The sequence below is a fragment of the Cutibacterium nasicola genome, assembly GCF_051303185.1.
Taxonomy (GTDB): Bacteria; Actinomycetota; Actinomycetes; order Propionibacteriales; family Propionibacteriaceae; genus Cutibacterium.
This window is the reverse complement of record NZ_JBPPGE010000004.1, coordinates 227,191-253,644: the sequence shown is the minus strand read 5'-3', so window position 1 is coordinate 253,644 and position 26,454 is coordinate 227,191. Positions and strand designations below refer to the sequence as shown.

Here is a 26,454-nt window from a genome sequence, read left to right as displayed (position 1 = left end):
CCGGCGAGCTACCACGTCCGTCCAGTACCGGAACCCGAGTTCTTCTGGGAGGTGTCGGCCTGGTCGAGCGCCTTCTGACGCTGTTCCTGGGCCTTCTTGAGCTTCTCCTCGAGATCATCCTTGGTGCTCTGCTGACCAGAGGAATCCGCCTCCTTACCGGCATCTCCTCCGCCACCATTCTGGCGCTTGCGATCAAGTCGAGACCTGGTGCTGCTCGCCGCAGCCTTCTGTGACGACGAGGTGCACTGGGCGTCAGCGAGCACTTCCTTGCCCTGACGCCACCGCACGAGGGCTTCGTCGCGGTTGTCGGCCTTGGCATAGCGATCAGCCGACGCCTCCAATGACCACGCCCAGTTCAGACGAACCCGGCACTGCTCCTCAGCAGGGGCCAGACCTGCGGCCTTCTCAAACTTGCCGACCGCTCCGTCGTAGTTGCCACGGGTGTACCGAGCGACCCCGGCGTCATAGGGGGCGATCCACGTGTCGATGAGCGCCCACTTCTCAGCGGCCATGAACTTCTCCTCGGCACTGGTGGCATCTGCCTGGTCAAGGTCCGATCGTCCGCGATCCACGAGGATCATCGTCCGTGCGGGAAGGGCTGCCGCCGCGAGGGCGACGAGGGTGACGACTCCAGCCCCAACTCGTAGCGTCCATGGGGGCCTGACACCGTGCATGCCACGACGTCCTGGTCTTTCCAAGTTCGCCATCACGCCACCTCTCTGCGCATCCGACGCCATGCCCGCACGCTGAGCCAGGCATCCGCCGTCTCGCAGATCAGAGCGGCTGCGGCGAACCACCAGGCCCAGTGGTGAATGCGTCCAGGCTGTGGATCGGCCGGCTGCTGGAGCGGGTTCTCCCACCAGGTCACCGTGCTGGTGGCGTCACGCTGGAGGAATTGTCCCCCCAGCTGCCTGGCCATGGTTCGCAGGGCCTGCGGATCAGCATGGGACACCGCAGCTGAGCCATTCCTGGTCACCTTTTCAGTGGCGCCAGGACGGATGGGCATGGTGCCACCCGAGGTCGTCCCGTAACCGAGAACCAGACCGCCGTCGATGAGCCCGGACACGTCGGAGAAACTGTGCGGAGCCGAGGACGCTGTCTGCTCGCCGTCGCCCATGTACACCAGATATCTCTTCGCAGTGGGACGGCTTTCTCGCGCCTTGACGAGCATTTGGCGGGCCAGAGGTTCGGCCAGGCCAATGTCGGTACCAGTGGCGTTCACCGTTTCTCGCCAGCCCAGGGTCTCGGCGAGGGTGCGCAGCGCAGCTGGGTCGGTGCTGGGAGGTAGGGCGATCCGTGCCTGGTTGTCCGAAGCGATGACGCTCACCCGTGCCGACGGCATCGCGGCGGCCAGGGAGGTGAGGTCTGCGGTCACCCCGGACATTCGCGGCTTGCCAGCAAAGTCGGTCGCTCCCATTGAGGTGGTGCGGTCAACGATGACGATGACCTCGGCGCCAGCTGCCTCGTTGCTGCGTGAGGGGTCGGCGCCCCCGGGGCGCAGGGCCACCCCCACGAGAGCCAGGGCAGCGAGCGCCCGGCACCACATCGCCGTGGTAGATCGGGGAGAAGAACGGCGATGTGCCGTCACCGCGATGGCAGCCAGGGCGAGTGCTGCCAGGATAGCCACGACGAGGAGGACCCAGTCGGGATTGACGGTCATGAGTCCTCCCTTCGACGCCTTGGGCCGATCTCCATCGCCGTCGCCGCGATGAGGCACACCAGTGCCAGCACCCCGAAGGGCCAGACGACGTCGACCTGGGCCCATCGGGCGGTTGCGCCGGTCGCACGTGCCTCCTGGTCACTGACGGCGGTGATGATGCGATCTGGGTCCTCCAGATGTGTTCCGGTGATCAGGGTGACGTCACCTCCCGTGTGTGCCACGGCGTCATGAAGGATGGAGACCGCGGCGGCATCCGCCTCCGAGGGGGCAATCCCCTGGACGAGGACCTTCCTCGTGACGGTCTGGCGGATCGCCTCGTTGAGGCTGAAGACCGGTGTGCCAGAGAGTTGATTGTCGGTAGCCAGCACGACGGTGCGCCCGCGTCGATCGTCAGACCCGTCGAAACGCTGGAGGCAGGAGGCCAGACCGTCGCCGATGAGGCTCGAACCGCTCGCGCCTGCCCGGGATCCCGGGATGGGTCCACGGCTCAGGGCATGGGAGAACTGATCGAGATGGGAATCGATGTAGTCGGCGTCGTCGGTGAGCGGAAAGATCGTCACGGCAGCCGAGTCAAAGGCCACCAGCCCGATCCGGTTACCGCCAAGGTTGTCCGCCAGCTTCCGGTAGGCCTTGATGACGTCACGGTCGACGTCGGCCATGGACCCGGATACGTCGAGGCAGAGCACGACGTCATGGGTGCGACGATGCTGCCAGTTCTTGTCAGGCTTTGCGGGACGACCCACCAACACCACCAGGCATGCCGCAGCGACGAGAACGCACATCACCTGGATGAGGTGGCGTCGGAGTCGAGCCCGAACGAGATGCTGGTAACGGGGTAGGGCCCGCAGCCGGTCCAGGTGGTCCAGCGGGACTGCCGAGTGCTGGATCCGACGGTGTCGATTGAGTGGCCACAGGAATGCCGCGATGACGACCACAAGTACGACGACGGCAGCGACGATGGCGAGTGGCCATTGCATCAGTGCCATGAGGTCACCACCCCTCGTCCAGACTCGATGAGATCGCGAGCACGGGACTCGCTGGGCGGCGGGCCGAAGCAGGCGTCACGAGCCTGCTCCGAGAATGCGGCGGCTGATTGCAGCCTAGGTTCACGTCGAGCGGCCCGCGACAGGTCGGAGGCGGTGAGGTAGTCGGCATCCTCCGTGCTGACCAAACCGATGAAGCGACGCACGATCCGGCTGGTTTCCTGACAGACTTGGCGTGGGGAGAGGTCCGTGCCCAACCTGGCCGAGACGTCGTCGAGGACTCTGAGACACTCGGATGACAGTTGCGCGACGTCATCGCGGGGATCCTCGCTGGCGTCATGGCGTCGAGACATCACGACGAGAGCAACGAGGGCGGCGATGCCGCTGGCAACAAGGACAGCGACGAGGATCCACCAATGGGCGGGGACGGGAACGGTGGGATTGATCTTAAGGAGAATCATGATCGCCTCCCACGTCGTGACAGGGCCAGGGCAAGGGCCTCCGGCGCCTCGGCGACGGTCCGTACCCGAGCGTGGGTGACACCGAGATCATCAAGCATGGCGTCGCTGCGCCGGGCGAGGTCGATCTGGGCGGACGCGGTCTCCTCGCAGAGCTGACGGTCGCCAAGGACCTCCTGCATCACGGAAGGGCCACCGTCGGCTGCCACGATGGCGCGGCCGGCAAGCCTGGGATCCGTGGCCAGCATGTCGGTGAGGGTGACGACGATGACGTCGTGACGTACTGCGGCTCGGCTCAACGCATTGGCCTGGGCTGAGGTGAGCTCCTCGTCTTCACGGATGAGAAGAAGCAGCCCGGGGCCTCGCATAGCATTCGTGGCTGTCTCGAGCACCGCTTCCACGACGTGAGGGTCGGGGGAGCCGCTGGCATCCTCGAGGCTGATGATCTCGTGGAGCATCCGTTCCACCTGTGGCATGCGGACGGTCGGACGCCACGAGGACGTCCTGCTGGGTCCGGCGCAGATCATGGCAACCCGGTCGCCATGGTCCATGGCGATCTGGGCCATGATCGTGGTCACCACCGCTGCCAGATGGGCCTTCGTCACGTCCATGTCGCACCAACCGTGTATTGCCGACGTACCGCAGATCCCGACCATGAGGGTGGCCTGACGCTGAGCGACGTGACGACGGATGAGCAACTCCCCGCGGCGGGCCGTGGCCTTCCAGTCGACGTCCTTGACGTCATCGCCGGGGGCATAGGCGCGCAGGTCGTTGAAGTCGAGGCTGCGACCGACGTGGACCGAGTCGTGGTCGCCGTCAAGGAGAGACTCCACCCGGCGCCGCAACACCAGCGGCACCCGGGAGCGGACGGCCTGGATGAGGGCTCGCTCCCGGCTGCTCAGCACGCTGGTGGAAGTGCTCGTGGTGACAGTCACGGGGTGGGCACCGCCTCAAAGACGGCGTCGATGACGTCGGTGGAACGCACTCGCTGAGCCTGGGCCTCGAAGCTGAGGACCAGACGGTGACGCAGTACGGCGTGACGCAGGGTGACGACGTCCTCCGGGATGACGTGGGTGCGACCCTTCAGCAGGGCCAGAGCACGCGCAACTGCCATGAAGGAGATCGAGGCACGCGGAGATGCTCCGTACTCGATGGCACGAGCAGCGGAATTCGACAGGGCGGACTCAGGGTGACGGGTCACCGCGACGAGGTCGACGATGTAGCGCTTGATGGCCTCGTCGACCACGACACGACGGGTGAGGTCCTGCAGGGTGAGGACATCGTTGGTGCTCACCGCCGGGGCCACCAGTGCGTCGATCGATCCGTCCTCGATGCGGTTGAGGACCTCGAGTTCCTCGGAGACGTCCGGGTAGTCGAGCACCTCCTTGAGTAGGAAGCGGTCCATCTGGGCGTGCGGGAGGGCGTAGGTGCCTTCCTCCTCGATGGGGTTCTGGGTGGCCAACACCATGAAGGGGTCGGGTAACGGGTGGACGACGCCACCGATCGACGTCTGACGTTCCTGCATCGCCTCGAGCATGGCGGACTGGGTCTTCGCGCTGGAACGGTTGATCTCGTCGAGCAGGACGATGTTGGCGTGCACCGGACCCAGCTCAGTGCGGAAGGTTGCCGTCGACTGGTCGAAGACCTGAGTGCCGATGATGTCGGAGGGCAGTAGGTCAGGGGTGCACTGCACGCGGGTGAAGGACCCGTCAACCACCGAGGCCAACGTGGAGGCCGAGAGGGTTTTCGCCAGGCCGGGGACTGACTCGAGCAGCACGTGCCCACGAGCTAACATCGCCACCAGCAAACTGGTGCGTAGGGCGGACTGTCCCACCACGAGATCGCTGAAGGCGGCCACCAGGGCGTCGAGTCGATCCGCCGCCCAGTTCAGCTCCGGCTCACCGAGCGCGGGACGTGCCTGAGCGTCGGCGTCAGTGTGGTGTGTCATCGTCGTCTCCTGAATGGTGAGTGGTGGTCGGGAAGGAAAAGGAAGTGGTGAGGCCACTGAGGCCTCGTTTGTCGAGGGCCGTGTCATTGACAGCCGAGATGACGGGTCTCACTCGCGCCGATGCGCGACGATCCGGAGCCAGCGCCTGACGCAAGGCACGAATAACGAACGGGATCACGACGAGCCAGACGACGGCGTTCGAGATGGCTCGGGTCATGTCGAAGGCCAGCGAGGTTGCTGTCGTCCAGGCCCACAGGCGCTGTGCCTCCTCGACCGGGCCGAGCCCGGCGAGGAAGGACTGCCCGGGGTCGGCCTCCGCCCACGCCCATCCCATGAGGTTGAGCAGAAGCCCGGTGATCGGGCCGAGGACCACGCACCACAGGGCGCCGACAAGCCACGTCGTGACGGTGCGTAGCCGAACCATGGCAGCTCCGGCCAACCCCCACAGCTGCCAGACGACGAGCTGTCCGGCGAGTGGGGTGGCGACCGTGCCGGTGGCGGCCGACGAGACCAGACAGGTGAAGGTTCCCGCGAGTACGCCACCGGGCGCTCCCAGCACCGCACCGACGAGCATGGGAATCCAGAAGACCGGCTCGATGCCGTTGTCTCCCGGCGCCAGACCGGCACGGACCCCGGCTGCGAGGACCGCTGCACCCAGCACCAGGCTGAGAGAACGAGCGGACCTCGTCTCGCGGACGAGGACGACTGTCATGGCAGCGCTGACGCCGATCTGGGCGGCGACGAGCCATGGTGCAGTTGACGCGGCCTGGGTCTGGAGGGCGGCGGTACGGGAACTCCACACCGGCCAGGTGAGCCAGATGACGCCAAGCAGGACCTGGACGATGGCGATGGTGCGGCAGAGGCGGCCCGAGGTCGCGCCGACTGTGCGCCAACGGGCAGGACGCTCCGTGTGGGCGGTGGTCACTGTGTTGGTGGTCGTCATGACGTCCTGCCTTCCACGAGATCGAGGGAGTCGATGACGTCACCCAGGGTCATGTGATGGCGGGAACCGGTGAGGGCTCCGACCCAGGTGAGGGGGGCGAGCCCCAGGGCCAGTGGGGACCGGTCGGCAATGACGCGATGACCGTCGATGACGATGACGCGATGGACTGCTCGTACCAGGAACTCCACGTCCCGGGTCGTGATGATGCGCAGACCGGCCGGTTCGTCGAAGAGACTCTCGGAGACCTGAGACCTCTCGATGGGGTCGAGGTCGTGGTCAGCGTGGGCGACAAGCAGTGGGTCGGGAGACACCAGGCAGTCGTGGAGGCGGAGCCATGCTCGTTCGCCGCGGGACAGGTCACAGTGACGTCGAGACGCCAACTCGGTCGTTCCTGCCACCTTGTGAAGATCCCGGCTGGGGCGTAGCGACGCCGAGGGCAGGGAGCGGCCCGGTCGTGGGAGCGCATGCAATAACTGTGAGGCGACCGATTCCGGACGGACGGGGTCGTCCGGGTCGGGGGCAGCCTTGAGAGCAGTGGCCCCAGCGAGGTCCACAGCCCGGGCGATGGCCAGCGACTCACGATCATGGATGGCGAGGTCGGGGCCGTCCAGACCGAGATCGTGGCAACTGATCACCGTCATGACAGGCCCAGCGCGGTGTTCGTGGTTGCGACGGGGCCGTGGTAAGCCCGAGAAGACGGTGGGGAGGGTGCCAGCGGTGACGGCAGAGTCATGGCGGCCTGCCAGGGAAGCCAGAGCTCGACCGATCGGCAGTGGGAGGCTCTGGGGCGCCCAGGACTCAACAGTCGAGTCGGACATGACGGATCCTGCCGACATCTCCACGATGCGGTCGGCCCGGGCCCAGGCGGCGTCAAGGTCGTGATCGGCCCACAGCACCGTTGCGCCACGATCGGCGAGTTCGCGCAACCGCGCGGTGAGGGCATCACGTTGCGAGCCATTGAGTCCGGAGGTCGGGTGGTCGACGAGGATGATTCGTTGCGAGCTTGCCACGGCGGGGGTGACGAGGGATTCCGCAAGTTGAGCTCGGGCGTCGAGTGGCCATGTGTCGAGAGGACGACGAGTCCAGGGGCCGGCTTCGACGGAATCCGAATATGGTAAATCCGCCCAGGTCAGCAGGTCAGTGTCGACGATCAGACTCATCTCCGTGAGGAGGTCTGGCCCCAGGTCCATGACGTCGGTGCCATCAATGATGGCCCTTCCTCGCACTCGGGAACCAGCCGGTAAGTGTCCGGCCAGTAACCGCAGCAGCATCGTCGTCCCTGATCCGCGACGGCCGACGAGGCACGTCACGGTGCCGGCATCGAGGCAGAGATTGACGTCGTTGATGACGGTGCCTCGGCCGGGCAGCCACACCGTCACGTCGTCGAGAACAATCACGCTGACACCTCCTGACGACGACGCGGGGTGGTCACGGCGACGACCAGGGGCAGTGCGACGGTGCAGATGAGGCTGGTGACCGGGATTGGTGGCCAGCCCGGGTGGGGAGTGACCGCAGACCCGTTGACGCCGATCATCCACAGCGCGAGGGTGACGGCGGCCAGGACCGCCACGACGAGGTTGGGACCCGAGACCGTCCCGATGGGCTCCCCGGTCGGCAACAAAGCAGTGAGGAGGACCGCCACGATCAAGGCCAACAAGGCGGTCGTGGGCTGGTCGATCCTGGTTAACGGATGCATGGACACCAGCGTGACGGCTGGTACCGTCATGCAGATGACAAGGACCAACGCACGCACCGGGGCAGTCCAGACGGCCAGCGGACGGTGTTGACGAGCCAGCCCGGAAGCCCCTTCACGGGTCGTTGCGGCGATCTCGGCAGGACGCATCGACGCGGCGACAGCGTGGCGATCCAAGGCGTCAGGTAGGGCAGCGAAGGGCTCCAGAACAGGAGACCACGAGCCCAACAGGCGACGTCCCGCAGCTGATGCGTCGGCTGGTCGCACTGCTGACATGCCGATTCCCGCGATCGCAACGAGAACGAGAGCTCTCAGCGTGGACGTCACGGTCAGCAGGAGACCCGAGGCAGTCATGGCGCCACCGAGGTGGACTCCCGGTCCGGGAGACCACGTCGGCAATCGCCACACGACAGAACCCAAGGTCGAGTTCGCCGAGGGGCTGACGATCGCCATGATGATCCACCACACGACGATGATGCTTGACAGCCAGCGAGCCGTGGCCAGCACTCCCGGACGGCTACCCAACATCGCGAAGGTGACCACGAGGCACAACCACATCACCGCGAGAAGCAGGAGATTCGTCGTCGAGACGGCGATGGTGGCCAGAACGAGAAGCTCAGCTCCCCATGCCCAGGCAGGGGTCGGAGTTGCTGAGGTGGAGTGAATGTGTGAGACCGTCATGGAGCACTCACCTCGCCCTTGTGGCGTTGAGGACGAGACGTGGCGGTGAGGGCGAGGGCAGAGACGACTCCCACACCGAGGAGGACTCCGGCGGCGGCCTTGACGGTTCCCTCGGGATGGTCATCCCGATCAGTCGTCGGCACGTCGAGGTTGGTGCCGACCGGCGGGGGAGTGAACAACGGACTACGAGCAGCCTTGATCCCGTCGACGGCCGGAATGAGCGTCCACGAGGTCGTTCGCTGTGGATCAGTGACCGACTGCACCCTGACGTCGTGTTTCGTACCTGTCAGACCGCGCGGCACCGTCCAGCGGATGTGGCTGATCTGTGAGGGATCGGCGGCTGCTTCAGGGGTTTCGCCGATCGCGGTGGCGTCATGCCAGGTGTCGCCCTGCCTGACTTGCACCCGGTAGGTCTCGCCGGGGACTGCACCGACAGCCTGCATGTCGAGGGTCTGGCCGGCGGGTTTGCGTTCGGAGTAGCCGTCACCCAGGAGATGCGGTACGAGGGAGCCGAAGGGGATGAATTGGCCTGGCATCCGGGTGGTGTCGAGGCCCTGGATGTCGGAGACGCTCACCAAGGCCCAGCCGCCCTCACCAATTCCCGGGGAGGAGGCGATGGGGATCAACACATCGGCGACGCCCTGCGCGTCGGTGTAGAAACTGGCCCCCTTGCCGATCGGCTCGAGTCCGGTCAATTTGTTGCCCGTGATGGAGGCTTGGAATATCTGCACCGTGCCACGGACATGTGGATTTCCGCGCACGATCACCTTCGGGGTCGTTCCCTCACGTAGCCAACGATCGGTGGTCAGACTGCACACCTTCGCCCCGGAACACAGGCTGGTCGTCTGGGCGCTCTGCTCGGCGTGGGCGGGAGCGGTCCCGACCACAGCGGCGACAGAGACCGTCAGAAGAGCGACCGCCACCGCACTGATTGTGGAGATGTGGCTCATTCCTCGTCCTCCCGGTCAGGACGACGGCGATGACGACGACCGATGGCCGCAAAGGCCAGGCCAGCCAGGGCGACGACCCCGACACCGACCGGTACCCACCACGGGGCACCTCCATGTTCGTCGTTGTCCGGAGAATGACGCGTGCGGTCCTCACGCCCCCATACCGGGGAGGACGATGACTGCGGGGCCAGCGCGGGGCCAGCACTCGCAGCGGGAGGGGATGCGCTGGAGCTTGGGGTCGGCGAGCTCGGGGTGGCCGGGGGGGACGACGGACGAGAAAGCGGCGTAGGCGACGTGGTGGTCGGACGGACAGTCACGATGGTGTTGGGGCGGCTGTCTGCGTTGTCGTGGTTCTTACCGGGCTTCGGTCCGGTGCCGTGCGTCGGCGCCGTCGGGTTGAGACGATTGTGATGGTTCCCGCCGTGGCCGTGACCAGGCTTGTGGGACGGCTTGTTTCCGCCATGCCCCGGTTCGTGGGCGGGCTTGTTCGTCGGCTTGGCATGGCCACCAGTCGGCTCGTGGGTGGGCTTGCCGGTTGGCCTGTGGCTGGGTCTGCCGGTCGGTCCGGTCGACGGTCCGGGGCCCGGGCCTGGTTTGTCGCCGTCGTCACCGCCCTTGGCGAACTTCGGCGTGATGGGAGGCAGATGTGTGTTGTCAGTGGAGAACACCACAACGCTGAATCCGTTGATCTCGAGACTCGGATCCCAACGGGGAGTCTCGTCCCATCTGCCACCGGACCCCTCCTCCCAGGTGCCGGTGTGGTACCACCACGTCGCTGGGCTCTCGGCGAAGGGGTCAGCCTCGATGCCGTTGATGCTGGTGACGATCTGGCCCGAGCCCCCATCATGGGAGAAGCCAGCCAGAGTCAGGGCGTCCGCCCTGCCGTCGTGGCCAGACACCTTGTGCGCCCCGATGATGCATCGCACGAGAGTCTTCGAGTTGAGGTTGCCCGGAATCTCGGGCACGACCTCAGCGGGTTTGGCCGGCCAGTACAGGACGACCGCGTAACCTTCGTCCTTCTGACACCACCCGTCGTGGAATCCTGCTCCCTCGGCATTGGTGGGGGAGGCCATCATCGACCCCGCCGCACACGTGGATGCCAGCAGGCTCGCAATGGTGACCGGGCGGCGGCTCATCAAGTTCCTCTCGGCGGGTCACCGCGACGAACGAGAGGATCGTCACGCCACGCAACCCACGACATGGCATCAACACTCAACTGATTCGGCGATCCGGCTCAGCCGTACGGCATCACGGTTGCGGGACAGCGCCGGACTCTCACCGGCTTCTCCGTCACAGTTGTCGGCCCGGGGCACATGACCTCGGACGCCCCTCAGCCTACGGCGTGAGCTTCTGGGATGCGACGTCGGCCACCCGACGAGAACTCAAGGAGCCCTGATCGGCAGGGACGAGACGCCGTCAGACGATGAAGGCGGCAGCGACGAGAACGACGGTGATGCAGATCGTCATCCAGTTTGGGTGAACCTGAATCTCTCCGCCGCGAGACTTCCCGTCCTTGGGCTGCGTGTGGTCTGGCCCGTGCATGGCCTGCGTCGCAGCCGTCCGCCCGGCCGTGGGACGACGCTCGATCTTCTCCATCTCGATGAGACGGGAGGTTGAGTGCGAATCCAGCGACCACCTCATCGGGACCTCGGACCCGACGATGACCTGCGGGATGTGGTCGGCGTTGCCCCTCATCGCGGTGGCCGTGCCGCGTGCCGGGGCAGCCCATGCCGAGATCGTGCGCGGCTTGCGTACCCCATCGGCGCCAGGACGACGCTCGGCCGTCAGCGACAGCCCCCAACGCCCGGTGACCTCGGTGATTCGACGCCAGGGAATGTCCCAAATTCGGAATTGATTGACGACGGTCACCCCTTCGTCAGTGATCCGAATCTCGGCAACTCCCCAGATGATCCACACCAGCCACACGAAGAGCAGCAGGGCTGGCAGATTCGTCAATCCAGCGAGGCCAGAACGAATGAGGTCGAGAACCGTCAGCACGATGATCACCGCAAGGACGATCCCGACGCCGATCCGTCCTCGGTGCGAGGAGATGATGATCGGCGGTCTCATGGCGCTCCAGACGGGGGTCAGACAGGTGGTGATGTACGGCGACGTGGGTATTGCCGTCGTGAGTTGATAGGCTACCCGCGCTGTGTCCATGCTCCCAGACATTTGCCGGCAGCGCGTCATGGGGGTTGGATCTGCGTCGTCAGTAGTCCACGAGATGGGAGAGGGCCCGGATGCTTTCCGCCTTCGCCAATGCCTTCAGAACGCCGGATCTTCGCCGCAAGATCCTGTTCACGCTCTTCATCCTTGCGGTGTTCAGGTTCGGGTCCGTCATCCCCGTACCGAACGTCAACGTGTCGAACATCAACACGTGCGTCAGTCAGGCGAGTTCCGGGTCCTCTGCCGGTCTGTACTCGATGATCAGCCTGTTCTCGGGTGGTGCCCTGCTGAAGCTGGCAATCTTCGCGCTCGGCATCATGCCCTACATCACCGCGTCGATCATCCTGCAGCTGCTGACCGTCGTCATTCCGAAGCTGGAAACCCTCAAGAAGGAGGGCGCGTCCGGCCAGAACAAGATCACCCAGTACACCCGTTACCTCACCCTGGTGCTCGGACTGCTGCAGGCGACGGCCTTCGTCACCCTGGCCACCTCGGGCCGTCTGTTCACCACCTGCGCCCTACCGGTCGTGTACTCCACCTCGATCTTCGAGGTCATCGTCATGATTCTGACGATGACGGCAGGCACGACGATCGTCATGTGGATGGGTGAACTCATCACCGACCGCGGCATCGGTAACGGCATGTCGATCATGATCTTCACCCAGATCGCTGCCCGTTTCCCCGACTCCTTGTGGGCCATCAAGGTTGCTCGTAACGGTGCTGGTCAGGCCCACGCCTGGTTCGTGTTCAGCTTGGTGATCGTCATCGGTCTGCTCGTCATGGCAGCCGTCGTCTTCATCGAGCAGGGTCAGCGGCGAATCCCGGTGCAGTATGCGAAGAGGATGGTCGGGCGTCGGATGTTCGGCGGCTCCACGACCTACATTCCGCTGAAGGTGAACCAGTCCGGCGTCATCCCGGTCATCTTCGCCTCGTCGATCCTGTACCTGCCGGTGCTCTACGCCACCTTCCGACCGCAGACCGGCGCGGCGAAATGGATTGGTCACTACTTCCAGCGTGGTGACCACCCCGTGTACAACATCGTCTATTTCCTGCTGATCATCTTCTTCTGCTACTTCTATGTCGCCATCACCTTCGACCCAGTCGAGATGAGTGACAACATGAAGAAGTATGGTGGCTTCATTCCCGGCATCCGGGCCGGGAAGCCCACCGAGGACTACTTGGCCTATGTGTTGTCGCGGCTGACGGCACCTGGGTCCTTGTACTTGGGCCTCATCTCGATGATCCCGACGCTCGCGTTCGTCTACCTCAACGCGAACGAGAACTTCCCGTTCGGGGGTACCAGCATCCTCATCATCGTGGGTGTGGCGCTGGACACCGTCAAACAGGTCGAAAGCAAGTTGCAGCAACGACACTATGAAGGATTCCTGTCATCATGAGACTGCTGATCATGGGCGCCCCGGGCGCAGGCAAGGGAACTCAGGCCACCGCCATCGCTGAGCACTACTGCGTGCCCGCGGTCTCCACCGGCGACATGTTCCGTGTCAACATCAAGAACGGCACCGAGCTGGGCAAGAAGGTCAAGGCCATCATGGACGCCGGCGACCTCGTCCCCGACGAGCTGACCGACGCCATCGTCGTCGATCGCCTCGACCAGGACGACGCCGCCAACGGTTTCCTGCTCGACGGTTATCCCCGCAACATGCATCAGGTCGAGGCCCTCGGCGCGTACCTCAAGGAGCACGGTCAGGAGCTCGACGCCGTCATCAGCCTTGACGTCGACCCCGAGCTGCTCACCCAACGTCTGCTCAAGCGCGCCGAGGTTGAAGGGCGTACCGACGACAACGAGGAGACCATTCGTAACCGGATGAAGGTGTATTCCTCGCAGACGGAGCCGCTGCTTGAGCACTACCGCTCGGCTGGAGTTCTTGTCGGTGTGGATGGCGTCGGAGAGATCGACGAGGTGCGCGAGCGTATTTTTGCCGCCCTCGATGCGAAGAACTGACGTGTTGGGTCGCCACCGATTCCAGATCAAGACACCCGACCAGATCCGCACGATGCGTCGGGCGGGACTGGTCGTCGTCGAGGGCTTGGAGGCCATGTGCGCGAGTGCCGTGCCTGGGGCCACCACTGCCGACATCAACCGGGTCGGTCGCGAGGTCCTCGAGCGTCACAACGCAGGGTCGAACTTCCTCAATTACGGAGGAGATTGGGGCCTGCCGCCCTACCCGGGCGTGGCATGCGTGAGCCCGAACGAGACCATCGTCCACGGCATTCCCGGTGATCGGGAGCTCAAGGATGGCGACATCGTCTCCATCGACTACGGAGCCATCGTCGACGGATGGCATGGCGATGCCGCCCGAACGGTTCTGGTGGGAGATGTCAGCGAGGAGGCCCGAACCCTGTCCGAAGTGACTCGTGAGTCCATGTGGGCCGGGATCGCCAAGATCGCCCCTGGAGCAAGGATTGGTGATGTTTCTGCCGCGGTGCAGGCATCGCTGGAATCTCACGACCGAGAGTACGGCATTGTGCGCGAGTACACCGGTCACGGGATCGGAACCGAGATGCACATGGATCCCGACGTCCCCAACTGGGGCCGAGCTGGACGTGGCCCGAAGATCGTCGAAGGCATGGTGCTGTGCGTCGAGCCGATGGCGACCCTCGGTTTGGAAGACACTGCCACCCTGGACGACGAGTGGACGGTTGTCACTGTTGACAGCTCGTGGGCCAGCCACTGGGAGAACACCGTTGCCGTGACCAACAAGGGTCTGTGGGTGTTGTCCGAACCCGATGGTGGCAAGGCCGAACTCGAGAAGCACGGAGTGCCGTTCGGGCCTCTCGACTGAGGTTGAGCACTTGTTGTGTGGGGCGGTCTTCGTGTCAGCGAAATCTGCCAAAAATGGGGCGAGATCTGCCATGGACACGTTGTCATGCGAGTTTTTTGGCAGATTTCGCTGAGTTCGCCGAGTATGAAGCTGCTGAGGGAAGGTTTCCCTGTGGATAAGTGACGTATTCAGACTCCCGCGACGACAACTGTGGGTATGAGTACCACGCGCTTGACTGAGATTGCCGTCCCTGCACAGCTGTGCCTTGGGGGAGTTGTGTCGACCGCTGCGTTGATGGGGAGCGGAATGTCGAAGGCCAAGATCGACACTGCTCGGCGCCACGGTTCCATCATCCGGTTGCGCCAGGGGTGGTGGGCCCTGCCCAGTGCCGATCCCAATGTGGTCAGCGCAGTGAGGGCGGGTGGTGTTCTGGGATGTGTCAGTGCTCTGAAGATGATGGGTGTCTGGTCTCCGCTTGATTCCCGGGTCCACTGTCGAGGTCACCGAGAACCGCCGTCGCCAGCGGTCCGTTCCTGTCCCGCGCCCCGCCGCGCCGCTCCCATCATTGCGGTGGATCCGCCCGACATTGCCGTGCAGTCGGTGGTGCGCTGTCTCGGTCATGATGAAGCCGTGGCGGTCCTCGACTCCGTGGTGCGGAAAGGGTTACTCACTCACGAAGGGCTTGAGGAACGCCTTTTGCCAATACCGGCAGGTCGGCGCATCCTTGCCGACCTCGACTGGGCCGACTCGGGAACTGAATCCCTGGTTCGGTGCCGCCTGCGCCGTCTCGGTCTTGCGGTGAGAACCCAGGTCAGCATCAATGACGTGGGCAGGGTCGACATGTTGGTGGGGGACCGGCTCGTCATTGAGGTTGACTCCGTGGCCCACCACACCGATCTCGCTGCTTACTCGAACGACCGACGACGGGACCTCGAACTGGTGTCAAGAGGTTATATCGTCGTGCGGATACCTTGGCACCAGGTCATGTACGACTGGGATCGGGTTGAGCCACGCATCCTCGAGATCGTCAGTGCCGGTGACCACCGAGGTCACGTTCGCGCAGGTTGATGTCAGAGGGTCGACGAGGGTGGTTGAATGTCCGCCATGAGCTTCGACGCAGGCCCCGCCCCGCAGACTCGCCGTGACGACGTCGTCGAGACCCTCCACGGGCACATCATCGCGGACCCTTACCGCTGGCTCGAAGACGCCGATTCCCCCGACACCGTCGACTGGGTGGAACGACAGCGAGCACTCACCGAGGATGCCCTCGCCACGTTGCCAACCCGTGAGGCCTTCCGCAACCGTCTTGCCAAGCTGTACTCCCTCCCCGGTGACATGATCGACAAACGCTGTGGCGGTCGCTACCTCATGTGGCACGACGACGGTCACACCGCGCAGCCGGTGGTGCAGGCCGCCGAGGACTGGCGCGACCTGTTCGATCGTCCCACCACTCTCCTCGATCCCAATGGTTGGTCCGAGGACGGCACGACCTCCCTGGCCGACGCTGCGATCAGCCCCGATGGTTCGACCTTGGCGTGGGCGAGCTCGGCGGCGGGATCGGACTGGACCTCCTTCACCCTCCGCGATGTGGCCACCGGCGAGGAGCGGGACCCGGGCATCCGTACCAAGTTCAGTGCAGTCAGGTGGTTCCCCGATTCCGTGAGTGTGCTCGTCCTGGACTTCCCGGACAAGGAGTCTGGCGAGACTGCGGTCACCAAGGCGGCGGGAGACCCGCGTCTCGTCGTTGTCCGCACTGACACGGGTGAGCAGATCGAGGTGCTTCCGGCTGGCCCACCGGGAACCTTCTACTGGGGCGGGGTCACGCACGAGACTGACGAGAACAGCAGCCGTACCGGAAGTGGCTGGATCGTCGTCAGCGACATCATTGGCACCTCGCACGACAGCGGACTGACGGTCTTCCGTCATCACCTCGTCGACGGCCACTCCGTGGTCGGGGAGGGTCGCCGCATCGCCGAGGCCGACGCCAGTCACCATCCCGTCGGCATCGTCGGCTCGACCCTCTTCGTCCTCACTGACGACGCCACCCCGACCTACCGACTCGTCGCCATTGACCTTGCCGCGGACGAGCCAACACCGACCGAGGTCATTGCGTCCTCGGAGTACCCGTTGTCGACGGTGGTGCTGGCGGGGGAGAGCCTCGTCGCCGTGCACATGGTTGACGTCACCCCGCGCATCAGTCGGTGGTCGACCTCAGGGGAGTGCCTCGGCGACGTCGACGTCGAGGCTGGTGACGTCTATCTCACCGTTCCAGACGAACGCGAGCCAGATGTGTTCATCCATGCCACCGGCCCGAGCAGCCCGAACGTCATCTACCACCTGGACGCCGCATCCGGTCAGCTCGACCATGTCCAGTCGTCCGGGGTCGGACAGTTCCATGCCAGTGTGGAGCGTCGTCATGCCACGAGTGCCGACGGCACCCAGGTGCCCTACTGGTACATGCGCGACGAGTCCCTCAACGCGACCGGTCCTCTGCCAACCATCGTCTACGGCTATGGCGGATTCGACATCACCATCACCAACACCCATTCCCCGCTGTGGCAAGCATGGATGGAGGCCGGTGGTGCAGTGGCCCTCGTCAACTCTCGTGGCGGTGGTGAGTTCGGGGCCGAGTGGTATCGCAGCGGTATCCTCGACGACAAGCAGCACGTCTTCGACGACCACATCGCCGTTCTCCTTGACCTCGTCGACGCCGGGCTGGCGACCCCGGATACCTTGGCGATCACTGGCGGCTCCAATGGTGGTCTGATGGCTGGTGCGGTGCTCACCCAGCGTCCGGACCTGTTGGCTGCGGCAGTTCCCGAGGTCGGAGTGCTTGACCTGCTGAGGTTCCACGAGTTTTCCTCAGGGGCCGCGTGGATGTCGGACTACGGCAACCCGGAGGACGCCCACGACTTCGAGGTCGAGCTGGTGTACTCGCCGCTGCACAACGTGGTGGAGGGACGCCGTTACCCGGCAACTCTCGTCATGACCGGTGACCACGACGATCGCGTCGTACCGGCCCACAGCCACAAGTTCACCGCTACCCTGCAGCGAGCCCAGGGAGGGGATGCCCCGATCCTCACCCGCATCGACCACTCGGTGGGTCATGGCGCCGGGCGTCCGCGTGCTTCCCGCGTCAATGCCTCCGCTGACAAGCTCGCCTTCATCGCTGAGTTCACCGGCCTGACGCCGCGGTTCTGATGTCGTCCCAGCAGCCGGCCAATCCGGCCTGTTGACCGCACTTGCGTCGATTTGGGGACGCGACGGCGAGCAGGTAGTATCGCTTGTTGGCTCCGTGTGTGCGGAGCCAATAGCCGTGCCCGCAGGGGGTACGGCCAGCGGACAGATGGGATGTAATGGCCAAGAAAGAGGGAGCACTCGAGCTGGAGGGAACTGTCGTTGAGGCTTTACCCAACGCTATGTTCCGTGTCGAACTCAAGAATGGGCACCGCGTTCTTGCCACCATCAGCGGCAAGATGCGTCAGCACTACATCCGAATCCTGCCGTCGGACCGTGTCGTCGTCGAGCTGTCGCCCTACGACCTGACCCGAGGCCGGATCGTCTACCGCCACAAGTGAGCTAGGGCTCATTGCCAAGCGCTTAGCGGCGCACCACCCAGGTTCCCGTCAGGGGACCGTTACGCGAAAGAGAATCTCATGAAGGTTCAGCCGAGCGTCAAGAAGATCTGCGACAAGTGCAAGGTCATCCGTCGCCACGGCCGTGTGATGGTCATCTGCGACAACCCGCGCCACAAGCAGCGTCAGGGCTGAGCCCACGCCGCGACGGGATCGCAGATCGTCATCGCGACGGTCAGCAGGAATGCAGGGGTTCGACCCCTGAGGTCCACCGTCAGGCCCACCCGCCAGGTGGGAGCGGTGAACAAGTGAACTGCACAACAGAAGAAGCACCGGTTGTCCACACTGGTGCAGACCTCCCGGGCATTGCCCCGGGACACCGTGGAAGCACGTCCCGGGCCCCCGCTCGAAACCATCGAGCACGGATCTGGGCCACCACCCCCGGACGAAGGCCGGGGCCCCGTCGGATGGTCAGACACCATCCATCGTTCCCAGGAATGACGAGGAAGCTCCACGCCGGACACCTTCGCGGCTCGACATCGTTCGGGTCGAAAGAACAAGAAAGGGATGCCACATGGCACGCCTCATCGGAGTTGACCTGCCGCGCGACAAGCGTCTCGAGGTCGCCCTGACCTACATCTACGGAATCGGTCGCACCCGCGCCACCGAGACCCTCAAGGCCACCGGAATCAGCGGTGACCTGCGCGTCCACGAGCTGACCGACGATCAGTTGGTGGTTCTGCGTGACCACATCGAGGCCAACTACCACGTCGAAGGTGACCTTCGTCGTGAGGTGGCCGCCGACATCCGCCGCAAGATCGAGATCGGCACGTACCAGGGCCGTCGTCACCGCAGCGGACTCCCGGTCCGTGGTCAGCGCACCCGCACCAACGCCCGTACCCGTAAGGGCAAGAAGAAGGCCGTCGCTGGCAAGAAGAAGGCCAAGTGAGTCACTGCCCGTCGGGCACTCACCAACCTTCATCGATGCGCAGATCACACTGATTTCAGGAGAGACATCACATGGCTACTGCAGGCCGCAAGGGTGCACCCAAGACTAAGGTGCGCCGCAAGGAGAAGAAGAACGTCGTCGCCGGACAGGCGCACATCAAGAGCACGTTCAACAACACCATCATCGCCATCACCGATCCTTCCGGTGCGGTGATCTCGTGGGCCTCTGCCGGCACCGTCGGCTTCAAGGGCTCTCGTAAGTCCACCCCGTTCGCCGCTCAGATGGCCGCCGAGGCCGCTGGACGTCGCGCCATGGAGCATGGCATGAAGCGGGTTGACGTCTTCGTCAAGGGTCCCGGCTCCGGCCGTGAGACCGCCATCCGTTCCCTCGGGGCCGTCGGCTTGGAGATCGGCCCGATCTCTGACGTCACTCCCGTCCCGCACAACGGATGCCGCCCGCCGAAGCGCCGCCGCGTCTGACCCACTCCGAGAGCAAAGGACTGATACACAATGGCCCGTTACACCGGCCCCCTTACCAAGAAGTCCCGTCGCTTCGGGACTGACCTTGTCGGCAACGACAAGTCCTTCGAGCGTCGTCCGTACCCCCCGGGTGTTCATGGCCGCGGTCGCACCAAGGACTCCGAGTACTCGCTGCAGCTGCGCGAGAAGCAGAAGGCTCGTTACGCCTACGGTGTCCTGGAGAAGCAGTTCCGTCGTTACTACGAGGAGGCGGACCGCGCCCAGGGCAAGACTGGTGACGTCCTGCTGCAGATCCTCGAGTCGCGCCTCGACAACGTCGTGTACCGCGCAGGGCTTGCTGCCACCCGTCGTCAGGCTCGCCAGATGGTCAGCCACGGCCACTTCCTGGTCAACGGCAAGAAGGTCAACATTCCTTCCTACCGTGTGAGCACCCACGACATCATCGACGTTCGCGAGAAGTCCAAGGACCTCCACCCGATCGTCATCGCCCGCGAGACCTTCGAGACCCGCGACATCCCGGCATGGCTGGAGGTACGCCCGAACAGGGGACGCATCCTGGTTCACCAGCTGCCCACCCGTGAGCAGATCGTCGTCGACGTCAACGAGCAGGCCATCGTCGAGCTCTACTCCAAGTAAGTAGTGCAAGGGGGGCGACCCCTTTGCATCCCCCGAGTGGGTCATGACTCTGTGCGCGCCCACCGGATGGGTGGTTGTGTTCGGGGTTGGGTCTGTTCGGGATCTTGTGAGGGGGCGACCCTCTGCAACCCTGCTCTCCCCGGGTCGACTTTGGTCGGCCCGGGGAGCCACAATCAAATAATCTCCCGGCGGGGAGTTCCCCGTCATCCTGTTCCCCTCTGCGCCTTCATATAGCGGTTGGCGCGAAAGGTAGAAAACATGCTCATCGCACAGCGTCCCACCCTCACCGAGGAGTCCATCTCCGAGTTCCGCTCGAAGTTCATCATCGAGCCCCTGGAGCCCGGCTTCGGCTACACCATCGGCAACTCGCTGCGCCGCACCCTGCTGTCGTCCATCCCTGGCGCATCCGTGACGAGCATCAAGATCGAGGGAGTCCAGCACGAGTTCTCCACCATCGAGGGCTGCGTCGAGGACGTCACCGAGATCATCCTGAATCTCAAGGGCCTGGTCCTCTCCTCTGAGGAGGACGAACCCGTCGTCATGTACCTGCGCAAGTCCGGAGCTGGCGAGATCACCGCTGCCGACATCAACCCGCCGGCCGGTGTGACCATCCACAACCCGGATCTGCACATCGCCACCCTCAACGACGATGGTCACTTCGAGATGGAGCTCATCGTCGAGCGCGGGCGCGGCTACGTGTCCAGCGCCCTCAACGACGACCCGAACTCCGAGATCGGTCGTATCGCCGTCGACTCCATCTACTCCCCGGTCCTGAAGGTCACCTACAAGGTGGAGGCCACCCGAGTCGAGCAGCGTACCGACTTCGACAAGCTCGTCGTTGACGTCGAGACCAAGCCGAGCATTCAGCCGCGCGACGCTGTCGCCTCTGCGGGTAAGACTCTCGTCGAGCTGTTCGGCCTGACGCGTGAGCTCAATGCCGACGCCGAAGGTATCGAGATCGGTGCCGGCCCGGTCGACGAGGAGTATGCCGAGAACCTCGGAACCCCGGTCGAGGAGCTCAACCTCACCGTCCGTTCCTACAACTGCCTCAAGCGCGAGGGCATCCACACCGTTGGAGAGCTCGTCTCCCGCTCCGAGCAGGACCTGCTTGCCATCCGCAACTTTGGATCCAAGTCCATCGACGAGGTCAAGGAGAAGCTGGCCGAGCTCGGTCTGGCTCTCAAGGACTCCGCCCCGGGCTTCGATCCGCTCGCCGCCGCTGAGGCCTATGACGAGGCCAACGACGACGATTACGCAGAGACCGAGCAGTACTGAGTAGTGATGCAAGGGGGACGACCCCCTTGCATCCCCCGTTCCCATGTGCAAGGGGGACGACCCCCTTGCATCCCCCGTTCCCATGTGCAAGGGGGACGACCCCCTTGCATCCCCCGAATGGGTCGAGCCTTGAGCGCAGTTGTCAGTTTGACCGAGGGCTGCGTTTGGGCTTGAGTTTGTGTGGCTGGCTTGCTGGGGCGTCCCGGCGAACCTCTGTCACCGAAGATTTCCTCTCTTCGGAGGGGAGGCCAGGGGGGTGGACCCTGGCCACACCCCCACCCGTCACTGACGGGGAAGGGGAGGGGAGGACAACCGTCCTCCCTCAGCCGGATCGCGGTGGGTCCACCTGCCCACCACACCGACACACAAGGAGAAATTATGCCGAAACCCACTAAGGGTCCCCGTCTAGGCGGCTCCCCGGCCCACGAGCGGATCATCCTGCGCAACTTGGCCAGCCAGCTCTTTGAGCACGGCCACGTCGTGACCACGGTCACCAAGGCCAAGCGCGTCCGTCCGCTCGCCGAGAAGCTCATCAATCGAGCCAAGACCGACACCGTCGCCAACCGTCGCATCGTCAATCGTACGATCACCGACCGCGGCGTCGTGCACATCCTCTTCACCGAGATCGCCCCCCTCATGGAGGGTCGCGACGGCGGCTACACGCGCATCACCCGTATCGGCAACCGTAAGGGCGACAACGCCCCCATGGCCGTCATCGAGGTCGTCACCGAGAAGGTGGCCCCGAAGGCTCCGGCCAGTGCTGCTGATGCCAAGGCGCAGATCAGCACCGCCACCGAGCAGGATGCCGTTGAGGTCGAGGAGAAGACCGAGGCCTGATCCTCCTTCAACACACGAGCGCCGGTCCTTCATCAGGGGCCGGTGCTCGTCGTTTCTGCGAACTCGCCTTAACCCCGAGCACCGTCATGCATCGTCGCCACATAGGCTGAAGGAGTGACGACCCTTCGCATCGCTCAGCTCGCCAACTTCGTCGGCCCCGTCTCGGGTGGCATGAAGGTGGCCATCGACGCCCTTGGTAAGGGATACGTCGCCGCAGGGCACGAGCGAATTCTCGTCATTCCAGGACCGAAGGACCGCATCACCGAGTCGGGGTCCGGCATCACGGTCGAGATCGCGGCTCCGCGCGTGTCCGCCGGTTACCGCATGATCGCCACGCCCTGGCGTGCTCTTGACATCCTCGACCGCTTCCGTCCCACGTCCATCGAGTCCTCCGACAAGTGGACCCTCACCCCCGCTGCGGGCTGGGCGTCCCGACGCGGCGTAGGTTCGGTCCTCTTCAGCCACGAACGCCTGGACGACATGCTGACGATGTGGGTGCGACGTCAGTTTGGTGTCGCCGCCGCGGTCGGTGCCCTCAACCGCCGTCTCTCCAAGTCCTTCGACGTTGTCGTCGTCACCTCGGACTACTCGGCTGGAGAATTCGCCGACACCGGAGCCCACCTCGTCAAGGTGCCCCTCGGCGTCGACCTGGAAACCTTCAATCCAGACAAGCGCGAGCCCGGCCTGGCGACACCGCGTCCCGACGGGCTCCTCAGACTGTGTTACGTCGGCCGGATGAGTCACGAGAAGAGCCCGCAGCTGGCCGTCGCTGCTGCTGCCGAGTTGCACCGCCGCAGTGTCCCGCTGCGGCTGGACATGTACGGTGTGGGGCCCGATGCTGATGCCTTGAAGGAGCAAGCTGGGGATGCCCCTGTCTTTTTCAACGGGTTCGTGGAAGGGCGCGACGAGGTTGCCCGAAGATGTGCGGCGGCCGACATCTCCATGTCGGTGTGCCCGGCAGAGACCTTCGGGTTGGCATCCTTGGAAGCTCTCGCCTGCGGAACCCCGGTCGTCACCGCGAACCGAGGAGGTGCACACGAGATCGTCGACGCCACCAGCGGAGAGGCTGGCAGTCCCGACGCCGACGGTTTGGCGGATGCAACCCTGCGTCTGGCGGACCGGCTCGGACCCGACCTGCGCAAGGCCGCCCGACGCCGAGCTGAGCAATTCACCTGGGATGCCAGCGTTGACAAGATGCTGGCCGTCCACTCCGAGATCGCCGCACGTCCTGGTGGTAAGTCCTACTGGAAGCAGAAACTCAAGGACAGGCACGACGCCCGAAGGGGCGTCCATGATCCACTTGCCCCGCAGACCGACGACCAGCAGATCGACGACCCTCAGGAGCGCAGATGAAGAAGATCCCACTCGTGCTGGCCGGTGTGGCAGCAGCCGTCGTCCCGGTCGTCGTAGCGGCGCCGAGACCAGAACCTGTCCTACCTGAGGGGCCAGTCGGCGAGCCACTGCGCACTGTCGACGACGTCATCGCGGCCTGCCGGGCGACCGGCGAGACCGGCTGGGCTCTTGTCGACGAGGCCACCCAACTCGTTCACCGGATGTACACCTGTTACTCCTGCTGGCATCTGTGGCTCAGTCCGGAAGCATCTCTCGCGGCTGGCCACGGGCACTCGGGGCAGTACAACATCGTCCTCGGGCGAGTACTCGAGGAACTCGGATTCCAGGTGAGGCCGGTCCATGCTGCCCGCGTTCGGCTGGAGCACCACCCCTGGTACCACACCGGCCACAGCTGGCTACGCGTCATGTACGACGGCAAGGAGCTCGACGTCTGCGCATCGCGTCCGGGCAACACAGCCGGAGACGTTGCCTTCGTTCCCATCACCGACGTCCTGGACCGCTCCAAGCTCAACAGCATCGACACCACCGTGGCCCTGGCCCCTATCGTGGTCGTCAGTGTCTGGAAGTCCTGGCTGACGAGGTCGGGAATCCCGAGGTGGATGTACCGACCATTTGGGGTGTCTGCCTGACATGGCTGGCCTGGGACCGAGCGAGAGCCCAGGTCTCGAGCGGCTCAGGTGTCCATGAGCTCGCCGGTGGACGTCCTGGTGAGGGAGCGGTTCATGGTTTCCGGAGCCATGAATTGGCCCGTCACCGCGCCAATGACACACAGTCCTGCCGCAATGACCATGCACCACTTGACACCGATCGTCCCAATGCCGATGGGCAGCAGATAAGTGCCGACGAAGGCGCCGATACGGCTCATCGCCGACCCGAATCCGACACCGCTGGAGCGAATGTCGGTGTCGAAGATCTCCGACGGGTACACCGCTGTCAGGATGTCACTGAAGGAGTTGACCAGGGCAAAGACCGCCAGGCCGACCACCAGCACCCAGGATGGCGCGTTCGTCCACAGGCCGACGACCAGTAGGACCACCGTCTGTACCCAGAACGGGCCAATGAGCATGCGACGGCGACCGATCCGGTCGATGGCCAGCAGTCCGATGAGGGCACCGACCGCACCGATGGTGTTCGAGAGGATCGTGCCTGTCGCCTGGGACTTCACATTGAGGGACTCCAGCACCTTCGGGGCGTAGGTGAAGATGGCGAAGTACGGGGTGACGATGCAGGTCCAGAAGATACAGACGAAGACGGTGCGTCGCAGCTGCCCCTTGCGGAAGAGCTTGCGGTACCCATCCTTGCCGACCGACTCCGCGGCGAGCTCCTCGGCCTCGAAGAATTCCGGACCCATGTACCTCTCGACGATCTCACGCGCCTCGGCCTCATGCCCGTGACGCAGCAGCCAGCGTGGGGATTCCGGAAGACCGATCCGTAGACCCAACACGACGAGGGCAGGGATGGCCGAGGTGGCCAGGATCCATTTCCACGAGACCCCGAGCCACAGCAGCGCGTAACCCAGCAGGACAGCGATGAGGAAGCCGATACGCCAACACAGCTCGAGGAAGGCCAGTTTCGATCCGCGCTCCCGGGCCGGGGCGAACTCCGAGAGCATCGGGGCGCCGATCGAGTACTCGGCACCGACGGCCATGCCCAGTAGAAATCGGAGGATGGTCAGGGAGACCCCGCCGATGGCGAAGGCTTGGGCGACACCGATGACGATGAAGGAAATGATGTCGACCATGAACATCTTCTTGCGGCCGAATTTGTCGGTGAGGTAGCCGAAGAGCGGAGCGCCGATGAAAATACCGAGCAGGCTTGCGGCGCCGACCAGACCTTCCATCGCGGGGGAGAGCCCCAGATCATGATTGATGTGCAGGATGACGACGCTGATGATCCCAAGGTCGAATCCGTCGAGTCCGCCTCCGAACGCCGTGGCAGCGGTGACACGGCGCAGAAAGCGTCTGGATTCCGGAGAGATGTGTGGTGACGCCATCTCAGTATTGGGCATCGAACTGGTGGGCAGCGTGTTGGCGGCCATCGTGGCAGCCCCTTCCGGTGGCGGACAGTGCACCACGAGACGATGCCGAGCGGATCGCAATCTACTCGGTGTTTCGTGGCTGGTGAGCCGTTGGTTACGGTTTCGGTCCTGTTGAAATTTAGCCGTGGAGGGTGTCGCCTCGCAGGGATCGGTCAGTCCCGTGGACATGTCGAAAGGATGAGGTGAGGCTGCCAGCGTACGTGGCAGCGGGCCAATGAGCTTTCAGGATTACCACCGGTTGGTGGGTCAAAGTGGTGGGTCAAGCCGATTGAGGCAAGGCTTCTCGGGAAGTATGGCCCAGACACACCACGAGGGGCTCGGCATGACGAGCCCCTCGTGGTTTTCAGACGGTCTCTCAGATGAGACCCGGGGTCTTGGAACGGGCGCGATCGAAGCGAGCCTGGGCGTCGGCCCAGTTCACGACGTTCCACCAAGCGGTGACGTAATCAGCCTTGACGTTCTGGTACTGCAGGTAGTAAGCGTGCTCCCACATGTCGAGCTGCACGATCGGGATCTGTCCGGACGGCAGATTGCCCTGCTGGTCGAACAGCTGCATGGTGTTGAGGCGCTGGCCCAGGACATCCCAGACGAGCATGCCCCAGCCGGAGCCCTGAACGCCCTTGGCAGCCTCCTCGAACTGCTTCTTGAAGCCGTCGAAGGAACCGAAGAACTCGTCAATGGCAGCGGCGAGCTCATTGCCCTCGGGGCGGTCGCCACCGTCGGGAGACATGTTCTTCCAGAAGACCGAGTGGTTGATGTGACCACCGAGGTTGAAGGCCAAGTCCTTCTCGAGCTTGTTGATGGCTCCGAAGTCGCCCTTCTCACGGGCTTCGGCCAGTTTTTCCAGAGCGGTGTTGGCACCCTGCACGTAGGTGTTGTGGTGCTTGTCGTGGTGGAGCTCCATGATCTTGCCTGAGATGTGGGGTTCCAGGGCGCCGTAGTCGTAGTCGAGATCGGGAAGGGTGTAAACAGCCATTCTTCCTCCTGTGGAACGAGATGCGCCATGGCTTCCGTCATGACGTGGCCCTTGGCGGGGCCGCTTGTTCG

At 64.4% G+C, this 26,454-nt stretch carries 27 protein-coding genes and 1 pseudogene; 14 read left to right on the top strand and 14 right to left on the bottom strand.

The genetic code is table 11. The features are described 5' to 3' along the window. Positions 1-8: 8 nt before the first annotated feature. The 12 genes from ACSJJT_RS08585 to ACSJJT_RS08530 form a co-directional block, all read right to left on the bottom strand. Positions 9-707 (bottom strand): hypothetical protein, encoded by a 699-nt coding sequence (locus tag ACSJJT_RS08585; RefSeq protein ID WP_435917906.1) that lies wholly within the window; start codon positions 705-707, stop codon positions 9-11. Then, positions 707-1,660 carry a VWA domain-containing protein gene (locus ACSJJT_RS08580; RefSeq protein ID WP_435917905.1) on the bottom strand — a complete coding sequence of 318 codons (954 nt, stop codon included), beginning with the start codon at positions 1,658-1,660 and terminating at the stop codon, positions 707-709. The genes ACSJJT_RS08585 and ACSJJT_RS08580 overlap by 1 nt, the downstream gene beginning before the upstream one ends. Then, positions 1,657-2,646, bottom strand: coding sequence for a vWA domain-containing protein (locus tag ACSJJT_RS08575; RefSeq protein WP_435917904.1), 990 nt, complete (start codon positions 2,644-2,646; stop codon positions 1,657-1,659). Before ACSJJT_RS08575 ends, ACSJJT_RS08580 begins: the two co-directional genes overlap by 4 nt. Then, positions 2,637-3,104 (bottom strand): hypothetical protein, encoded by a 468-nt coding sequence (locus ACSJJT_RS08570; RefSeq protein ID WP_435917903.1) that lies wholly within the window; start codon positions 3,102-3,104, stop codon positions 2,637-2,639. Before ACSJJT_RS08570 ends, ACSJJT_RS08575 begins: the two co-directional genes overlap by 10 nt. Then, positions 3,101-4,036 carry a DUF58 domain-containing protein gene (locus ACSJJT_RS08565; protein WP_435917902.1) on the bottom strand — a complete coding sequence of 312 codons (936 nt, stop codon included), beginning with the start codon at positions 4,034-4,036 and terminating at the stop codon, positions 3,101-3,103. Before ACSJJT_RS08565 ends, ACSJJT_RS08570 begins: the two co-directional genes overlap by 4 nt. Continuing rightward, positions 4,033-5,049 (bottom strand): AAA family ATPase, encoded by a 1,017-nt coding sequence (locus tag ACSJJT_RS08560; protein ID WP_435917901.1) that lies wholly within the window; start codon positions 5,047-5,049, stop codon positions 4,033-4,035. The genes ACSJJT_RS08565 and ACSJJT_RS08560 overlap by 4 nt, the downstream gene beginning before the upstream one ends. After that, the gene (locus tag ACSJJT_RS08555) at positions 5,033-5,992 is read right to left on the bottom strand and encodes a hypothetical protein (protein ID WP_435917900.1); all 960 of its coding nucleotides are present in this window, start codon (positions 5,990-5,992) and stop codon (positions 5,033-5,035) included. The genes ACSJJT_RS08560 and ACSJJT_RS08555 overlap by 17 nt, the downstream gene beginning before the upstream one ends. Beyond that, entirely contained in the window at positions 5,989-7,389 is a 1,401-nt protein-coding gene (locus ACSJJT_RS08550) for an ATP-binding cassette domain-containing protein (protein WP_435917899.1), read from the bottom strand. The genes ACSJJT_RS08555 and ACSJJT_RS08550 overlap by 4 nt, the downstream gene beginning before the upstream one ends. Further along, on the bottom strand, positions 7,386-8,366 hold the full coding sequence (locus ACSJJT_RS08545) for a hypothetical protein (protein WP_435917897.1): 981 nt from the start codon (positions 8,364-8,366) through the stop codon (positions 7,386-7,388). Before ACSJJT_RS08545 ends, ACSJJT_RS08550 begins: the two co-directional genes overlap by 4 nt. Next, the gene (locus ACSJJT_RS08540) at positions 8,363-9,316 is read right to left on the bottom strand and encodes a hypothetical protein (protein WP_435917896.1); all 954 of its coding nucleotides are present in this window, start codon (positions 9,314-9,316) and stop codon (positions 8,363-8,365) included. The genes ACSJJT_RS08545 and ACSJJT_RS08540 overlap by 4 nt, the downstream gene beginning before the upstream one ends. Beyond that, positions 9,313-10,452: a hypothetical protein gene (locus ACSJJT_RS08535; RefSeq protein WP_435917895.1), complete on the bottom strand. Its 1,140-nt coding sequence runs from the start codon at positions 10,450-10,452 to the stop codon at positions 9,313-9,315. Before ACSJJT_RS08535 ends, ACSJJT_RS08540 begins: the two co-directional genes overlap by 4 nt. A gap of 280 nt (positions 10,453-10,732) precedes the next feature. After that, on the bottom strand, positions 10,733-11,386 hold the full coding sequence (locus ACSJJT_RS08530; RefSeq protein WP_435917894.1) for a hypothetical protein: 654 nt from the start codon (positions 11,384-11,386) through the stop codon (positions 10,733-10,735). A gap of 170 nt (positions 11,387-11,556) precedes the next feature. On the opposite strand from ACSJJT_RS08530, the gene secY reads away from it, so the two are divergent. The 14 genes and pseudogenes from secY (at position 11,557) to ACSJJT_RS08460 (ending at position 23,998) form a co-directional block, all read left to right on the top strand. Next, positions 11,557-12,879 (top strand): preprotein translocase subunit SecY, encoded by a 1,323-nt coding sequence (gene secY, locus ACSJJT_RS08525; protein WP_435917893.1) that lies wholly within the window; start codon positions 11,557-11,559, stop codon positions 12,877-12,879. Next, a complete protein-coding gene (locus ACSJJT_RS08520) occupies positions 12,876-13,445 on the top strand; it encodes an adenylate kinase (RefSeq protein ID WP_435917892.1) in 570 nt (189 codons plus the stop codon). The genes secY and ACSJJT_RS08520 overlap by 4 nt, the downstream gene beginning before the upstream one ends. A gap of 1 nt (position 13,446) precedes the next feature. Then, positions 13,447-14,286 carry a type I methionyl aminopeptidase gene (map, locus tag ACSJJT_RS08515; protein ID WP_435917891.1) on the top strand — a complete coding sequence of 280 codons (840 nt, stop codon included), beginning with the start codon at positions 13,447-13,449 and terminating at the stop codon, positions 14,284-14,286. Positions 14,287-14,481: 195 nt separating this feature from the next. After that, entirely contained in the window at positions 14,482-15,333 is an 852-nt protein-coding gene (locus ACSJJT_RS08510; RefSeq protein ID WP_435917890.1) for an endonuclease domain-containing protein, read from the top strand. 36 nt (positions 15,334-15,369) lie between these two features. Continuing rightward, positions 15,370-17,466 carry a prolyl oligopeptidase family serine peptidase gene (locus ACSJJT_RS08505; RefSeq protein ID WP_435917889.1) on the top strand — a complete coding sequence of 699 codons (2,097 nt, stop codon included), beginning with the start codon at positions 15,370-15,372 and terminating at the stop codon, positions 17,464-17,466. Positions 17,467-17,621: 155 nt separating this feature from the next. Next, entirely contained in the window at positions 17,622-17,843 is a 222-nt protein-coding gene (infA, locus tag ACSJJT_RS08500) for a translation initiation factor IF-1 (protein WP_002514837.1), read from the top strand. 78 nt (positions 17,844-17,921) lie between these two features. Next, positions 17,922-18,035: a 50S ribosomal protein L36 gene (gene rpmJ, locus ACSJJT_RS08495; protein WP_002514836.1), complete on the top strand. Its 114-nt coding sequence runs from the start codon at positions 17,922-17,924 to the stop codon at positions 18,033-18,035. Between the two features lie 379 nt (positions 18,036-18,414). Continuing rightward, positions 18,415-18,789 carry a 30S ribosomal protein S13 gene (gene rpsM / locus ACSJJT_RS08490; protein WP_435917888.1) on the top strand — a complete coding sequence of 125 codons (375 nt, stop codon included), beginning with the start codon at positions 18,415-18,417 and terminating at the stop codon, positions 18,787-18,789. Positions 18,790-18,860: 71 nt separating this feature from the next. Beyond that, positions 18,861-19,268, top strand: coding sequence for a 30S ribosomal protein S11 (gene rpsK, locus ACSJJT_RS08485; protein WP_303196835.1), 408 nt, complete (start codon positions 18,861-18,863; stop codon positions 19,266-19,268). A 30-nt stretch (positions 19,269-19,298) separates the two neighbouring features. Next, complete coding sequence (gene rpsD, locus ACSJJT_RS08480) at positions 19,299-19,904, top strand: 30S ribosomal protein S4 (protein WP_435917887.1); 606 nt, start codon at positions 19,299-19,301, stop codon at positions 19,902-19,904. A 258-nt stretch (positions 19,905-20,162) separates the two neighbouring features. Beyond that, on the top strand, positions 20,163-21,179 hold the full coding sequence (locus tag ACSJJT_RS08475) for a DNA-directed RNA polymerase subunit alpha (RefSeq protein ID WP_435917886.1): 1,017 nt from the start codon (positions 20,163-20,165) through the stop codon (positions 21,177-21,179). Positions 21,180-21,557: 378 nt separating this feature from the next. Continuing rightward, positions 21,558-21,998: pseudogene (gene rplQ / locus ACSJJT_RS08470) on the top strand (50S ribosomal protein L17); the annotation flags it as partial. Positions 21,999-22,130: 132 nt separating this feature from the next. Then, the gene (locus ACSJJT_RS08465) at positions 22,131-23,369 is read left to right on the top strand and encodes a glycosyltransferase (protein WP_435917885.1); all 1,239 of its coding nucleotides are present in this window, start codon (positions 22,131-22,133) and stop codon (positions 23,367-23,369) included. Beyond that, positions 23,366-23,998: a hypothetical protein gene (locus tag ACSJJT_RS08460; RefSeq protein WP_435917884.1), complete on the top strand. Its 633-nt coding sequence runs from the start codon at positions 23,366-23,368 to the stop codon at positions 23,996-23,998. Before ACSJJT_RS08465 ends, ACSJJT_RS08460 begins: the two co-directional genes overlap by 4 nt. Before the next feature lie 44 nt (positions 23,999-24,042). On the opposite strand, the gene ACSJJT_RS08455 is transcribed toward ACSJJT_RS08460, so the two are convergent. Both ACSJJT_RS08455 and ACSJJT_RS08450 read right to left on the bottom strand, forming a co-directional pair. Further along, a complete protein-coding gene (locus tag ACSJJT_RS08455) occupies positions 24,043-25,407 on the bottom strand; it encodes an MFS transporter (RefSeq protein ID WP_435917883.1) in 1,365 nt (454 codons plus the stop codon). Between the two features lie 355 nt (positions 25,408-25,762). Beyond that, the gene (locus ACSJJT_RS08450) at positions 25,763-26,383 is read right to left on the bottom strand and encodes a superoxide dismutase (protein WP_435917882.1); all 621 of its coding nucleotides are present in this window, start codon (positions 26,381-26,383) and stop codon (positions 25,763-25,765) included. Positions 26,384-26,454: the final 71 nt, after the last annotated feature.

Bases quoted from the DNA above. Each gene is read 5' to 3' on its own strand.
- ACSJJT_RS08585 (WP_435917906.1), bottom strand. From the start codon at position 707: ATGGCGAACTTGGAAAGACCAGGACGTCGTGGCATGCACGGTGTCAGG.
- ACSJJT_RS08580 (WP_435917905.1), bottom strand. From the start codon at position 1,660: ATGACCGTCAATCCCGACTGGGTCCTCCTCGTCGTGGCTATCCTGGCA.
- ACSJJT_RS08575 (WP_435917904.1), bottom strand. From the start codon at position 2,646: ATGGCACTGATGCAATGGCCACTCGCCATCGTCGCTGCCGTCGTCGTA.
- ACSJJT_RS08570 (WP_435917903.1), bottom strand. From the start codon at position 3,104: ATGATTCTCCTTAAGATCAATCCCACCGTTCCCGTCCCCGCCCATTGG.
- ACSJJT_RS08560 (WP_435917901.1), bottom strand. From the start codon at position 5,049: ATGACACACCACACTGACGCCGACGCTCAGGCACGTCCCGCGCTCGGT.
- ACSJJT_RS08555 (WP_435917900.1), bottom strand. From the start codon at position 5,992: ATGACGACCACCAACACAGTGACCACCGCCCACACGGAGCGTCCTGCC.
- ACSJJT_RS08545 (WP_435917897.1), bottom strand. From the start codon at position 8,366: ATGACGGTCTCACACATTCACTCCACCTCAGCAACTCCGACCCCTGCC.
- ACSJJT_RS08540 (WP_435917896.1), bottom strand. From the start codon at position 9,316: ATGAGCCACATCTCCACAATCAGTGCGGTGGCGGTCGCTCTTCTGACG.
- ACSJJT_RS08535 (WP_435917895.1), bottom strand. From the start codon at position 10,452: ATGAGCCGCCGCCCGGTCACCATTGCGAGCCTGCTGGCATCCACGTGT.
- ACSJJT_RS08530 (WP_435917894.1), bottom strand. From the start codon at position 11,386: ATGAGACCGCCGATCATCATCTCCTCGCACCGAGGACGGATCGGCGTC.
- secY (WP_435917893.1), top strand. From the start codon at position 11,557: ATGCTTTCCGCCTTCGCCAATGCCTTCAGAACGCCGGATCTTCGCCGC.
- ACSJJT_RS08520 (WP_435917892.1), top strand. From the start codon at position 12,876: ATGAGACTGCTGATCATGGGCGCCCCGGGCGCAGGCAAGGGAACTCAG.
- ACSJJT_RS08510 (WP_435917890.1), top strand. From the start codon at position 14,482: ATGAGTACCACGCGCTTGACTGAGATTGCCGTCCCTGCACAGCTGTGC.
- ACSJJT_RS08505 (WP_435917889.1), top strand. From the start codon at position 15,370: ATGAGCTTCGACGCAGGCCCCGCCCCGCAGACTCGCCGTGACGACGTC.
- infA (WP_002514837.1), top strand. From the start codon at position 17,622: ATGGCCAAGAAAGAGGGAGCACTCGAGCTGGAGGGAACTGTCGTTGAG.
- rpmJ (WP_002514836.1), top strand. From the start codon at position 17,922: ATGAAGGTTCAGCCGAGCGTCAAGAAGATCTGCGACAAGTGCAAGGTC.
- rpsM (WP_435917888.1), top strand. From the start codon at position 18,415: ATGGCACGCCTCATCGGAGTTGACCTGCCGCGCGACAAGCGTCTCGAG.
- rpsK (WP_303196835.1), top strand. From the start codon at position 18,861: ATGGCTACTGCAGGCCGCAAGGGTGCACCCAAGACTAAGGTGCGCCGC.
- rpsD (WP_435917887.1), top strand. From the start codon at position 19,299: ATGGCCCGTTACACCGGCCCCCTTACCAAGAAGTCCCGTCGCTTCGGG.
- ACSJJT_RS08475 (WP_435917886.1), top strand. From the start codon at position 20,163: ATGCTCATCGCACAGCGTCCCACCCTCACCGAGGAGTCCATCTCCGAG.
- ACSJJT_RS08460 (WP_435917884.1), top strand. From the start codon at position 23,366: ATGAAGAAGATCCCACTCGTGCTGGCCGGTGTGGCAGCAGCCGTCGTC.
- ACSJJT_RS08455 (WP_435917883.1), bottom strand. From the start codon at position 25,407: ATGGCCGCCAACACGCTGCCCACCAGTTCGATGCCCAATACTGAGATG.
- ACSJJT_RS08450 (WP_435917882.1), bottom strand. From the start codon at position 26,383: ATGGCTGTTTACACCCTTCCCGATCTCGACTACGACTACGGCGCCCTG.